We start from the raw sequence: 12,797 nt of genomic DNA on the forward strand, positions 1-12,797 counted from the left end.
AGATGTTAGAACACGATATAAAAAAAATCCTCGTTTCACATGATGAAATTACAGAAGCAGCTAAAAAGCTAGGTGAGCAGCTAACCAAAGACTATGAGGGGAAAAATCCAATTCTTATTGGAATTTTGAAAGGATCAATTCCTTTTATGGCTGAATTGGTCAAACATATTGATACGCATATTGAGATGGACTTCATGATGGTATCTAGCTACCATGGTGGAACAGCAAGTAGTGGTGTGATCAATATCAAGCAAGACGTAACTCAAGATATCAAGGGAAGACATATTCTATTTGTAGAAGATATCATCGATACAGGTCAAACTTTGAAGAATTTGAAAGATATGTTTATTGCAAGAGAAGCAGCTTCTGTTAAAATCGCGACTTTGTTAGACAAACCAGAAGGACGCATTGTTGAAATTGAAGCGGATTATACTTGCTTTACTATTCCAAATGAGTTTGTAGTAGGTTATGGTCTGGACTATAAAGAAAATTATCGTAACCTTCCTTATGTTGGAGTATTGAAAGAAGAAGTTTATTCAAATTAGAAAGATCTATCTTTAATGAAAAAACAAAATAACGGTTTAGTTAGAAATCCATTTCTCTACTTGTTAATTATCTTCTTCCTTGTAACAGGGTTCCAGTATTTTTACTCTGGAAATGCTGCTGGACGAAGCGAAAAAATTAACTATACAGAATTGGTAAAAGAAATTACAGCAGACAATGTAAAAGAATTGACCTATCAGCCAAATGGTAGCATCATTGAGGTGTCTGGTGTTTATAAAAATCCTAAGACTAGTAAAGAAGAAACAGGGATTCAATTTTTCACTCCTACTGCTACAAAAGTAGAAAGATTCTCAAGTACCATTCTTCCGTCGGATTCAACAGTTTCAGAATTGCAAAAACTTGCTTCTGAACATCAGTCTGAGGTAACGGTTAAACATGAGAGTTCAAGTGGTATGTGGATCAATATCCTTGTCTCTGTTGTGCCATTTGCTATTCTCTTCTTCTTCCTCTTTTCTATGATGGGAAATATGGGAGGAAATAATAGTAGAAATCCAATGAGTTTTGGACGTAGCAAGGCTAAGGCTGCTAACAAAGAAGATATCAAGGTACGATTCTCAGATGTTGCGGGTGCCGAGGAAGAAAAACAAGAATTAGTCGAAGTTGTTGAATTCCTAAAAGATCCAAAACGATTTACAAAGCTTGGTGCGCGTATTCCTGCGGGTGTTCTTTTGGAGGGGCCTCCCGGGACAGGTAAAACCTTACTTGCTAAGGCAGTTGCTGGAGAAGCAGGAGTTCCATTCTTTAGCATCTCAGGATCTGACTTTGTAGAAATGTTTGTCGGAGTTGGTGCAAGCCGTGTTCGTTCTCTTTTTGAGGATGCAAAAAAAGCAGCACCAGCCATCATCTTTATCGATGAAATTGATGCTGTTGGTCGCCAACGTGGTATCGGCCTCGGTGGAGGAAATGATGAACGTGAGCAAACCTTGAACCAACTCTTAATTGAAATGGATGGTTTTGAGGGAAATGAAGGAATTATCGTCATCGCTGCAACAAACCGTTCAGATGTCCTTGATCCTGCTCTACTACGCCCGGGACGTTTTGATAGAAAAGTCTTGGTTGGTCGTCCTGATGTTAAAGGTCGTGAAGCAATCTTGAAAGTTCACGCTAAAAATAAACCTCTGGCAGACGATGTTGATTTGAAATTAGTTGCCCAACAAACCCCAGGTTTTGTGGGAGCTGACTTGGAAAATGTTCTAAATGAGGCAGCCTTGGTTGCAGCCCGTCGCAACAAGTCAGTCATTGATGCTTCAGATATTGATGAGGCAGAGGACAGAGTGATTGCTGGACCATCTAAGAAAGATAAAACAGTATCACAAAGAGAACGTGAATTGGTTGCCTACCATGAGGCTGGACATACCATTGTTGGTTTAGTCTTGTCAAATGCTCGTGTTGTTCATAAAGTGACCATCGTGCCACGTGGACGTGCAGGCGGATACATGATTGCACTTCCTAAAGAAGACCAAATGCTTCTTTCTAAAGAAGATATGAAAGAGCAATTGGCAGGTTTGATGGGTGGTCGTGTAGCTGAAGAGATTATCTTTAATGTCCAAACTACAGGAGCTTCCAATGATTTTGAACAAGCTACACAGATGGCGCGTGCAATGGTTACTGAATACGGTATGAGTGAAAAACTTGGTCCAGTTCAATACGAAGGTAATCATGCTATGTTTGGTGCACAAAGTCCTCAAAAATCAATTTCAGAGCAAACAGCCTATGAGATTGATGAGGAAGTGCGTTCATTATTAAATGAAGCACGAAACAAAGCAGCTGAAATTATTCAATCAAATCGTGAAACCCACAAGTTGATTGCAGAGGCATTGTTGAAATACGAAACATTGGATAGTACTCAAATTAAATCTCTTTACGAAACAGGAAAAATGCCTGAGACAGTAGAAGAGGAATCACATGCCCTATCTTATGATGAAGTAAAATCAAAAATGAGTGAAGAAAAATAACCCCAGAGAGGCCAGGCCTCTCTTTTTGTATGCAGTTGAGGTAGCGAGAAGTACAGAAGAGGAGAAGTAGATCAAAGGCTTGATGCATTTTGTTAAACTAAATGCAGAAAGGAGAGGTCTATGAATCTGAAAGAACTATACGAAGAAAGTAAAGGGATTGTAAATAAGTGCCGCAAAGAATACCATCTACATCTGTGGGAGAAAGAGGACTGGGACCAGGAGGGGATGCTGTGCCTGTATGAACTGGTCAGTCACCATCCAGAGTTGCTAGTTGGTGAACGTCGCCGATTATATGTGTGCTTTAAAACCAAATTCCGCAATCGCATCCTAGACTACATCCGTAAACAGGAAAGTCACAAGCGCCGTTTCGACAAAGAGCCTTATGAGGAGGTGAGCGAAATCAGCCATCGCCTAGGAGAAAAAGGCCTGAGACTGGATGATTATTATCTCTTTCACGAACTGCTAAGGAATTACAAGGCAAGTCAGAGTAAAGAAAAACAAGAACAACTAGAACGCCTGATGGGAGGAGAATGTTTCAAAGGACGCAAGGCACTTCTAGGAGAATTAAGAGTGGTATTGAGTGATTTTAGATAAACTGAAAATAGGCAAAAAATCCCTTGACAAAGTAGGAAAAGTAGGTATAATAGAAAGAGTTGAAAAGCTCAGGTCCGTTGGTCAAGGGGTTAAGACACCGCCTTTTCACGGCGGTAACACGGGTTCGAATCCCGTACGGACTATGTGTGTATCGCAGGGACGAAAAAAGTAAAAAAAGTTTCAAAAAAGTGTTGACATAGGTCAACAGCTGTGATATACTAATATAGTTGTCGCTTGAGAGATTGAGTGACAAAGACCTTTGAAAACTGAACAAGACGAACCAATGTGCAGGGCACTATAACTGAGGTTATAGTACTGAACAATGAAAAAAACAATAAATCTGTCAGTGACAGAAATGAGTGAGAACTCAAACTTTTAATGAGAGTTTGATCCTGGCTCAGGACGAACGCTGGCGGCGTGCCTAATACATGCAAGTAGAACGCTGAAGGAGGAGCTTGCTTCTCTGGATGAGTTGCGAACGGGTGAGTAACGCGTAGGTAACCTGCCTGGTAGCGGGGGATAACTATTGGAAACGATAGCTAATACCGCATAATAGCAGTTATTGCATGATAACTGTTTGAAAGGTGCAATTGCATCACTACCAGATGGACCTGCGTTGTATTAGCTAGTTGGTGAGGTAACGGCTCACCAAGGCGACGATACATAGCCGACCTGAGAGGGTGATCGGCCACACTGGGACTGAGACACGGCCCAGACTCCTACGGGAGGCAGCAGTAGGGAATCTTCGGCAATGGACGGAAGTCTGACCGAGCAACGCCGCGTGAGTGAAGAAGGTTTTCGGATCGTAAAGCTCTGTTGTAAGAGAAGAACGAGTGTGAGAGTGGAAAGTTCACACTGTGACGGTATCTTACCAGAAAGGGACGGCTAACTACGTGCCAGCAGCCGCGGTAATACGTAGGTCCCGAGCGTTGTCCGGATTTATTGGGCGTAAAGCGAGCGCAGGCGGTTAGATAAGTCTGAAGTTAAAGGCTGTGGCTTAACCATAGTACGCTTTGGAAACTGTTTAACTTGAGTGCAAGAGGGGAGAGTGGAATTCCATGTGTAGCGGTGAAATGCGTAGATATATGGAGGAACACCGGTGGCGAAAGCGGCTCTCTGGCTTGTAACTGACGCTGAGGCTCGAAAGCGTGGGGAGCAAACAGGATTAGATACCCTGGTAGTCCACGCCGTAAACGATGAGTGCTAGGTGTTAGACCCTTTCCGGGGTTTAGTGCCGCAGCTAACGCATTAAGCACTCCGCCTGGGGAGTACGACCGCAAGGTTGAAACTCAAAGGAATTGACGGGGGCCCGCACAAGCGGTGGAGCATGTGGTTTAATTCGAAGCAACGCGAAGAACCTTACCAGGTCTTGACATCCCTCTGACCGCTCTAGAGATAGAGTTTTCCTTCGGGACAGAGGTGACAGGTGGTGCATGGTTGTCGTCAGCTCGTGTCGTGAGATGTTGGGTTAAGTCCCGCAACGAGCGCAACCCCTATTGTTAGTTGCCATCATTCAGTTGGGCACTCTAGCGAGACTGCCGGTAATAAACCGGAGGAAGGTGGGGATGACGTCAAATCATCATGCCCCTTATGACCTGGGCTACACACGTGCTACAATGGCTGGTACAACGAGTCGCAAGCCGGTGACGGCAAGCTAATCTCTTAAAGCCAGTCTCAGTTCGGATTGTAGGCTGCAACTCGCCTACATGAAGTCGGAATCGCTAGTAATCGCGGATCAGCACGCCGCGGTGAATACGTTCCCGGGCCTTGTACACACCGCCCGTCACACCACGAGAGTTTGTAACACCCGAAGTCGGTGAGGTAACCGTAAGGAGCCAGCCGCCTAAGGTGGGATAGATGATTGGGGTGAAGTCGTAACAAGGTAGCCGTATCGGAAGGTGCGGCTGGATCACCTCCTTTCTAAGGATAAGGAACTGCGCATTGGTCTTGTTTAGTCTTGAGAGGTCTTGTGGGGCCTTAGCTCAGCTGGGAGAGCGCCTGCTTTGCACGCAGGAGGTCAGCGGTTCGATCCCGCTAGGCTCCATTGGTGAGAGATCACCAAGTAATGCACATTGAAAATTGAATATCTATATCAAATAGTAACAAGAAAATAAACCGAAACGCTGTAGTATTAAAAGAGTTACTGACTGAAAGGTCAGAAAATAAGGTTAAGTTAATAAGGGCGCACGGTGGATGCCTTGGCACTAGGAGCCGAAGAAGGACGTGACAAACGACGATATGCCTTGGGTAGCTGTAAGTAAGCGATGATCCAGGGATTTCCGAATGGGGGAACCCAACAGGTACTACCTGTTACCCGCATCTGTTAAGGGTGTGAGGAGGAAGACGCAGTGAACTGAAACATCTAAGTAGCTGCAGGAAGAGAAAGCAAAAGCGATTGCCTTAGTAGCGGCGAGCGAAACGGCAGGAGGGCAAACCGAAGAGTTTACTCTTCGGGGTTGTAGGACTGCAATGTGGACTCAAAGATTATAGAAGAATGATTTGGGAAGATCAGCCAAAGAGAGTAACAGCCTCGTATTTAAAATAGTCTTTGTACCTAGCAGTATCCTGAGTACGGCGGGACACGAGAAATCCCGTCGGAATCTGGGAGGACCATCTCCCAACCCTAAATACTCCCTAGTGACCGATAGTGAACCAGTACCGTGAGGGAAAGGTGAAAAGCACCCCGGGAGGGGAGTGAAATAGAACCTGAAACCGTGTGCCTACAACAAGTTCGAGCCCGTTAATGGGTGAGAGCGTGCCTTTTGTAGAATGAACCGGCGAGTTACGATATGATGCGAGGTTAAGTTGAAGAGACGGAGCCACAGGGAAACCGAGTCTGAATAGGGCGCATTAGTATCATGTCGTAGACCCGAAACCATGTGACCTACCCATGAGCAGGTTGAAGGTGCGGTAAGACGCACTGGAGGACCGAACCAGGGCACGTTGAAAAGTGCTTGGATGACTTGTGGGTAGCGGAGAAATTCCAAACGAACTTGGAGATAGCTGGTTCTCTCCGAAATAGCTTTAGGGCTAGCGTCGACATAAAGATTCTTGGAGGTAGAGCACTGTTTGGGTGAGGGGTCCATCCCGGATTACCAATCTCAGATAAACTCCGAATGCCAATGAATTATGGTCGGCAGTCAGACTGCGAGTGCTAAGATCCGTAGTCGAAAGGGAAACAGCCCAGACCACCAGCTAAGGTCCCAAAATAATTGTTAAGTGGAAAAGGATGTGGGGTTGCACAGACAACTAGGATGTTAGCTTAGAAGCAGCTATTCATTCAAAGAGTGCGTAATAGCTCACTAGTCGAGTGACCCTGCGCCGAAAATGTACCGGGGCTAAAACAATTTACCGAAGCTGTGGATACCTTTATAGGTATGGTAGGAGAGCGTTCTATGTGTGATGAAGGTATACCGTGAGGAGTGCTGGAACGCATAGAAGTGAGAATGCCGGTATGAGTAGCGAAAGACAGGTGAGAATCCTGTCCACCGTAAGACTAAGGTTTCCAGGGGAAGGCTCGTCCGCCCTGGGTTAGTCGGGACCTAAGGAGAGACCGAAAGGTGTATCCGATGGACAACAGGTTGATATTCCTGTACTAGAGTATGTAGTGATGGAGGGACGCAGTAGGCTAACTAAAGCAGACGAATGGAAGTGTCTGTCTAAGCAGTGAGGTGTGAATTGAGTCAAATGCTTAGTTCTATAACATTGAGCTGTGATGGGGAGCGAAGTTTAGTAGCGAAGTTAGTGACGTCACACTGCCAAGAAAAGCTTCTAGCGTTAAACATACTCTACCCGTACCGCAAACCGACACAGGTAGTCGAGGCGAGTAGCCTCAGGTGAGCGAGAGAACTCTCGTTAAGGAACTCGGCAAAATGACCCCGTAACTTCGGGAGAAGGGGTGCTGACTTTAAGTCAGCCGCAGTGAATAGGCCCAAGCAACTGTTTATCAAAAACACAGCTCTCTGCTAAATCGTAAGATGATGTATAGGGGGTGACGCCTGCCCGGTGCTGGAAGGTTAAGAGGAGTGCTTAGAGGTAACTCGAAGGTATGAATTGAAGCCCCAGTAAACGGCGGCCGTAACTATAACGGTCCTAAGGTAGCGAAATTCCTTGTCGGGTAAGTTCCGACCCGCACGAAAGGCGTAATGATTTGGGCACTGTCTCAACGAGAGACTCGGTGAAATTTTAGTACCTGTGAAGATGCAGGTTACCCGCGACAGGACGGAAAGACCCCATGGAGCTTTACTGCAGTTTGATATTGAGTGTCTGTACCACATGTACAGGATAGGTAGGAGTCTATGAGATCGGGACGCCAGTTTCGAAGGAGACGTTGTTGGGATACTACCCTTGTGTTATGGCCACTCTAACCCGGATAGGTTATCCCTATCGGAGACAGTGTCTGACGGGCAGTTTGACTGGGGCGGTCGCCTCCTAAAAGGTAACGGAGGCGCCCAAAGGTTCCCTCAGAATGGTTGGAAATCATTCGCAGAGTGTAAAGGTATAAGGGAGCTTGACTGCGAGAGCTACAACTCGAGCAGGGACGAAAGTCGGGCTTAGTGATCCGGTGGTTCCGCATGGAAGGGCCATCGCTCAACGGATAAAAGCTACCCTGGGGATAACAGGCTTATCTCCCCCAAGAGTTCACATCGACGGGGAGGTTTGGCACCTCGATGTCGGCTCGTCGCATCCTGGGGCTGTAGTCGGTCCCAAGGGTTGGGCTGTTCGCCCATTAAAGCGGCACGCGAGCTGGGTTCAGAACGTCGTGAGACAGTTCGGTCCCTATCCGTCGCGGGCGTAGGAAATTTGAGAGGATCTGCTCCTAGTACGAGAGGACCAGAGTGGACTTACCGCTGGTGTACCAGTTGTCTTGCCAAAGGCATCGCTGGGTAGCTATGTAGGGAAGGGATAAACGCTGAAAGCATCTAAGTGTGAAACCCACCTCAAGATGAGATTTCCCATGATTTTATATCAGTAAGAGCCCTGAGAGATGATCAGGTAGATAGGTTAGAAGTGGAAGTGTGGTGACACATGTAGCGGACTAATACTAATAGCTCGAGGACTTATCCAAAGTAACTGAGAAAACTTAGCGTATGGTTTTTCTAATTATTTGATAGATATTCAATTTTGAGTAGGTATTACTCAGAATTAAGTGACGATAGCCTAGGAGATACACCTGTACCCATGCCGAACACAGCAGTTAAGCCCTAGAACGCCGGAAGTAGTTGGGGGTTGCCCCCTGTGAGATATGGAAGTCGCTTAGCTTTTATCCGCCATAGCTCAGTTGGTAGTAGCGCATGACTGTTAATCATGATGTCGTAGGTTCGAGTCCTACTGGCGGAGTCAGATAAAAAAGAACACCACTGGTGTTCTTTTTTATTATGTGACTATTAGTCCGTCTCGCTCCGTCAGGTGCGAGACAAATAAACCGCCTGCTATGCGGGTGCGCGTCGAAGGTTATACCAAAAAAACTCCAAACGCGATACAATAAAGGTATTCAAGTCAATTGTAAAGCGAAAGGAGAAAAATATGGCACAAAAGGCACATAGTTTATCACACACAAAGTGGATGTGTAAATATCACATTGTGTTCACCCCTAAGTATAGACGAAAAATCATTTATAATTAATATCGAAGTAGTTTGGGAGAAATATTCCATCAAGGATAAGTGTTTCAAGTTTCATGGGTTATTTAAAAGGCAAAAGTGCACTCATGATGTTTGACAAACACGCCAACCTCAAGTACAAGTTTGGCAACCGGCATTTTTGGGCAGAAGGTTACTACGTGAGTACAGTGGGACTTAATGAAGCCACAATTAAGAAATATATTCAAGATTAAAGAAATTATCCAGCGTCTTTAGGCGCTGGCTGGTAATTTGGGCTTATAGCCCTGGTGCAAACCACCCGTTAGACGGGTAGTTATGATTTTATAAATGAAGTAAACTTCTCAAAATTCAAAACTTAATTTTGGCATCTATAATTACCTTTATATTTTATTTTTAGTTCGTTTAGCTTTAAATTCTTCTTTTATAGGATTTGAAGCTTTTTTAGTTCGTTTTTCTGTTAGACTAGTGTTAATAATAAGAAAGGGATTTTTTATATGCTTCAAAAATTTTATGAACGAGCATTTGTCTTTTTGAAACTAGTTGAACAAGAATATGCTTCTTTATGTCAGAGTTGTGCTGAGTGGGAATCACTTCATCTTCGTTTTTTACTTTATTACTTGATAAGATTTAGAATTAAAAGCGATAAAGAGTTTTGTCTATATCATTTCCAGACGGCCTATCGTCTGTATCTAGATAAATTCTTGCTAGAGGGTGCTACTCTAAACTAGTGAGGTTCATATATATCATTTATCACGAACAATAATGAGCATTGAATTTGTAATTTTAAGGATTTTATTTAAATTATAAGGTTTCAAATTTTATAATTTGCAGAAATTCCAAATCTTTTCCAGTGTTTCTTCTTGATAAAATAGTGTTTTTTTCTTATAATAAATTGTAAGATATAATTGCGGGTGAGATTCCTGCCATGTATATGAGAAAGGACGAGCTCCTAGTAGCTCAGACGAATTTTATTATGACTTCAGTTGTTGTTGTAGGTACCCAATGGGGTGATGAAGGTAAAGGGAAAATTACAGATTTTCTTTCTGCTAATGCAGAGGTAATTGCTCGTTATCAAGGTGGTGATAATGCTGGTCACACGATTGTGATTGATGGTAAGAAATTTAAGTTGCACTTGATTCCATCTGGAATTTTCTTTCCTGAAAAAATCTCTGTTATTGGTAATGGGATGGTCGTGAACCCAAAATCCCTTGTGAAAGAGTTGAGTTATCTTCATGAGGAAGGTGTGACAACTGATAACTTGCGTATTTCTGATCGAGCGCATGTTATTTTGCCTTATCACATTGAGTTGGATCGCTTGCAAGAAGAGGCTAAGGGTGAAAATAAGATTGGTACTACAATTAAGGGTATTGGTCCAGCTTATATGGACAAGGCTGCTCGTGTTGGAATTCGTATTGCGGATCTTTTGGATAAGGATATTTTCCGTGAACGTTTGGAACGTAATCTTGCGGAAAAGAATCGTTTGTTTGAAAAATTATATGATAGCACCCCTATTTCAGTTGATGATATTTTTGAAGAGTATTATGAATATGGTCAACAAATCAAGCAATACGTGACAGATACATCCGTTATCTTGAACAATGCACTTGATAATGGCAAACGTGTGCTGTTTGAAGGTGCGCAAGGTGTCATGTTGGACATTGACCAAGGGACTTATCCATTTGTTACTTCTTCAAACCCTGTCGCTGGTGGTGTGACAATTGGCTCTGGTGTTGGCCCAAGTAAGATTGACAAGGTTGTAGGTGTATGTAAAGCCTACACAAGTCGTGTAGGAGATGGACCTTTCCCAACTGAATTATTTGATGAAGTGGGAGATCGCATTCGCGAAGTAGGTCATGAATATGGTACAACAACTGGTCGTCCACGTCGTGTGGGTTGGTTTGATTCAGTTGTGATGCGCCATAGTCGCCGTGTATCTGGGATTACCAATCTTTCATTGAATTCTATCGATGTTTTGAGCGGTTTGGATACGGTAAAAATCTGTGTAGCTTATGATCTCGATGGTCAACGTATTGATTACTATCCTGCTAGTCTTGAGCAGTTGAAACGCTGCAAGCCAATCTACGAGGAATTGCCAGGTTGGTCAGAAGACATCACTGGAGTCCGTAATTTGGAAGACCTTCCTGAGAATGCACGTAACTATGTTCGTCGTGTAAGCGAGTTGGTTGGTGTTCGTATCTCAACTTTCTCAGTAGGACCTGGTCGTGAACAAACTAATATTTTAGAAAGTGTTTGGTCATAGGAGATTTTTAAGATTAGTTTAAGACAGGTTGGGTATACTATAGACAGTTACAAGAAGACCTCCTAACTTGTTGTAACAAATATCCTAAACTTTTCTTTTTCATAATAATCTCCCTATTAAGTCACCGCATTCGGTGGCTTTTTTTGTGTTGAGAATCATGATATAATAATAAAATCGACAAGTAGGAAAAGAGAAGAACGATGAATTATACAGTTGAAGAAAAAGAAGCCTTTATGAGAGAGGCTTTGAGAGAGGCTAAGATTGCCTTAGAACACGATGAAATTCCAATTGGTTGTGTGATTGTCAAGGATGGAGAAATCATTGGTAGGGGGCATAATGCGCGCGAGGAGTTGCAACGGGCGGTCATGCATGCAGAAATCATGGCTATAGAGAATGCGAATGTGAGTGAAGAGAGTTGGCGCCTGCTGGAGTGCACGCTTTTTGTGACCATTGAGCCTTGTGTCATGTGTAGCGGGGCCATTGGGCTTGCCCGTATTCCAAACGTAGTTTACGGGGCTAAAAACCAGAAATTTGGTGCAGCTGGGAGCTTGTACGATATTTTGACAGATGAGCGTCTCAATCATCGTGTAGAGGTAGAAACGGGAATTTTGGAAGATGACTGTGCAGCGATTATACAGAACTTTTTCCGAAATCGACGGAAAAAATAATTTCTCTTTAAAAACAGAGGGGAATGTGGTATAATGAATAGTGGAGCAACAGTTCTGCGTGAAGCGGGTCAGGGGAGGAATCCAGCAGCCCTAAGCGATGTGAATTGTGTGCTCTTTTTTCGTGCTTTTTTCGAATAAATAAGATAAAATAGCCTAGAATAAATGATTATAGAAAAGAGAAAAATATGAAAATTCGTGGTTTTGAATTGGTTTCGAGTTTTACAGACGAGAATTTATTGCCGAAACGAGAGACAGCTCACGCGGCTGGTTATGATTTAAAGGTTGCTGTGCGTACGGTTATTGCGCCAGGAGAGATTGTTTTGGTTCCGACAGGGGTTAAGGCCTATATGCAGCCGACAGAAGTGCTCTATCTCTATGACCGTTCATCAAACCCTCGCAAGAAGGGCTTGGTCTTGATCAACTCTGTGGGAGTCATTGATGGGGATTATTATGGAAATCCTGGGAATGAGGGACATATTTTTGCGCAGATGAAGAATATTACAGACCAAGAGGTTATTCTTGAAGTTGGGGAACGTGTGGTCCAGGCTGTCTTTGCACCATTTTTGATTGCAGATAGAGATGAAGCGGATGGTGTTCGAACAGGTGGGTTTGGGTCAACTGGACACTAAGATGAAGATTATCTTTGTACGTCATGGGGAGCCAGATTATCGTGAGTTAGAGGAACGTTCTTATACAGGTTTTGGGATGGATTTAGCACCTTTATCTGAGAAAGGACGGCAACAAGCTCAGGAACTTTGGCAAAATCCTTTGCTACAATCGGCTAATCTACTAGTGACTTCAGCAGTAACGCGAGCTTTAGAAACGGCTTTTTATGTATCTTGTGCTACTGGCCTTCCTTTGAGGGTGGAGCCTTTGTTACACGAATGGCAGGTTTATGAAGCAGGCATAGAAAACTTCGAAAAAGCTAGATGTCTGTTTTTAGAAAACAAGGGGGAGTTACTTCCTAATAGCCCTATTCAATATGAGACAGCTACGGAGATGAAGTCTCGATTTCTAGAATCTATGGCCAAGTATCGAGATTACCAGACCGTGATAGTGGTAACTCACAACATGCTCATACGTCAATTTGTGCCAAATGAGAAGATTGATTTTTGCCAAGTGATTGAGTGTGAGATAGAGATTTAGAAAGAGGTT

At 43.6% G+C, this 12,797-nt stretch carries 8 protein-coding genes, 3 tRNA genes, 3 rRNA genes, 1 other RNA gene and 1 pseudogene; all 16 read left to right on the forward strand.

The genetic code is table 11. The features are described 5' to 3' along the window. Window positions 1–2 precede the first annotated feature (2 nt). The 16 genes and pseudogenes from hpt to ACVBD2_RS00155 all read left to right on the forward strand — a co-directional run bounded on the left by hpt (window position 3) and on the right by ACVBD2_RS00155 (window position 12,788). Complete coding sequence (gene hpt / locus ACVBD2_RS00080) at window positions 3–545, forward strand: hypoxanthine phosphoribosyltransferase (RefSeq protein WP_125848191.1); 543 nt, start codon at window positions 3–5, stop codon at window positions 543–545. A 15-nt stretch (window positions 546–560) separates the two neighbouring features. After that, window positions 561–2,519, forward strand: coding sequence for an ATP-dependent zinc metalloprotease FtsH (gene ftsH / locus ACVBD2_RS00085; RefSeq protein ID WP_461685780.1), 1,959 nt, complete (start codon window positions 561–563; stop codon window positions 2,517–2,519). 120 nt (window positions 2,520–2,639) lie between these two features. After that, window positions 2,640–3,113 (forward strand): sigma-70 family RNA polymerase sigma factor, encoded by a 474-nt coding sequence (locus ACVBD2_RS00090; protein WP_461685781.1) that lies wholly within the window; start codon window positions 2,640–2,642, stop codon window positions 3,111–3,113. A 71-nt stretch (window positions 3,114–3,184) separates the two neighbouring features. Further along, window positions 3,185–3,256: transfer RNA gene (locus ACVBD2_RS00095), tRNA-Glu, on the forward strand. 231 nt (window positions 3,257–3,487) lie between these two features. Next, window positions 3,488–5,033: ribosomal RNA gene (locus ACVBD2_RS00100) — 16S ribosomal RNA — on the forward strand. A 51-nt stretch (window positions 5,034–5,084) separates the two neighbouring features. Further along, window positions 5,085–5,157 (forward strand) — tRNA-Ala (locus ACVBD2_RS00105). A gap of 122 nt (window positions 5,158–5,279) precedes the next feature. Further along, window positions 5,280–8,181: ribosomal RNA gene (locus tag ACVBD2_RS00110) — 23S ribosomal RNA — on the forward strand. A gap of 77 nt (window positions 8,182–8,258) precedes the next feature. Beyond that, window positions 8,259–8,374, forward strand: a 5S ribosomal RNA gene (gene rrf / locus ACVBD2_RS00115). Together the 16S, 23S and 5S rRNA genes with 3 tRNA genes alongside form the textbook arrangement of a ribosomal RNA operon. A gap of 5 nt (window positions 8,375–8,379) precedes the next feature. After that, a tRNA-Asn gene (locus tag ACVBD2_RS00120) sits at window positions 8,380–8,453 on the forward strand. 186 nt (window positions 8,454–8,639) lie between these two features. Further along, window positions 8,640–8,944 (forward strand): annotated as a pseudogene (gene tnpA, locus ACVBD2_RS00125) (IS200/IS605 family transposase); the annotation flags it as partial. Window positions 8,945–9,208: 264 nt separating this feature from the next. Continuing rightward, a complete protein-coding gene (gene comW, locus ACVBD2_RS00130; RefSeq protein WP_093586853.1) occupies window positions 9,209–9,442 on the forward strand; it encodes a sigma(X)-activator ComW in 234 nt (77 codons plus the stop codon). A 245-nt stretch (window positions 9,443–9,687) separates the two neighbouring features. After that, window positions 9,688–10,974 carry an adenylosuccinate synthase gene (locus ACVBD2_RS00135; protein WP_125391635.1) on the forward strand — a complete coding sequence of 429 codons (1,287 nt, stop codon included), beginning with the start codon at window positions 9,688–9,690 and terminating at the stop codon, window positions 10,972–10,974. A 200-nt stretch (window positions 10,975–11,174) separates the two neighbouring features. After that, window positions 11,175–11,642: a tRNA adenosine(34) deaminase TadA gene (gene tadA / locus ACVBD2_RS00140; RefSeq protein WP_125391636.1), complete on the forward strand. Its 468-nt coding sequence runs from the start codon at window positions 11,175–11,177 to the stop codon at window positions 11,640–11,642. Window positions 11,643–11,674: 32 nt separating this feature from the next. Then, window positions 11,675–11,773, forward strand: an RNA gene (gene ffs, locus ACVBD2_RS00145) — signal recognition particle sRNA small type. 54 nt (window positions 11,774–11,827) lie between these two features. Next, window positions 11,828–12,271 (forward strand): dUTP diphosphatase, encoded by a 444-nt coding sequence (locus ACVBD2_RS00150; protein ID WP_125391637.1) that lies wholly within the window; start codon window positions 11,828–11,830, stop codon window positions 12,269–12,271. A gap of 1 nt (window position 12,272) precedes the next feature. Next, window positions 12,273–12,788 carry a histidine phosphatase family protein gene (locus ACVBD2_RS00155; RefSeq protein ID WP_461685782.1) on the forward strand — a complete coding sequence of 172 codons (516 nt, stop codon included), beginning with the start codon at window positions 12,273–12,275 and terminating at the stop codon, window positions 12,786–12,788. Window positions 12,789–12,797 lie beyond the last annotated feature (9 nt).

This window comes from Streptococcus sp. KHUD_018 (assembly GCF_054861215.1).

What these genes read in the sequence shown, in the direction of transcription:
- hpt (WP_125848191.1), top strand. Translation starts at nt 3, where the DNA reads ATGTTAGAACACGATATAAAAAAAATCCTCGTTTCACATGATGAAATT.
- ftsH (WP_461685780.1), top strand. Translation starts at nt 561, where the DNA reads ATGAAAAAACAAAATAACGGTTTAGTTAGAAATCCATTTCTCTACTTG.
- ACVBD2_RS00090 (WP_461685781.1), top strand. Translation starts at nt 2,640, where the DNA reads ATGAATCTGAAAGAACTATACGAAGAAAGTAAAGGGATTGTAAATAAG.
- comW (WP_093586853.1), top strand. Translation starts at nt 9,209, where the DNA reads ATGCTTCAAAAATTTTATGAACGAGCATTTGTCTTTTTGAAACTAGTT.
- ACVBD2_RS00135 (WP_125391635.1), top strand. Translation starts at nt 9,688, where the DNA reads ATGACTTCAGTTGTTGTTGTAGGTACCCAATGGGGTGATGAAGGTAAA.
- tadA (WP_125391636.1), top strand. Translation starts at nt 11,175, where the DNA reads ATGAATTATACAGTTGAAGAAAAAGAAGCCTTTATGAGAGAGGCTTTG.
- ACVBD2_RS00150 (WP_125391637.1), top strand. Translation starts at nt 11,828, where the DNA reads ATGAAAATTCGTGGTTTTGAATTGGTTTCGAGTTTTACAGACGAGAAT.
- ACVBD2_RS00155 (WP_461685782.1), top strand. Translation starts at nt 12,273, where the DNA reads ATGAAGATTATCTTTGTACGTCATGGGGAGCCAGATTATCGTGAGTTA.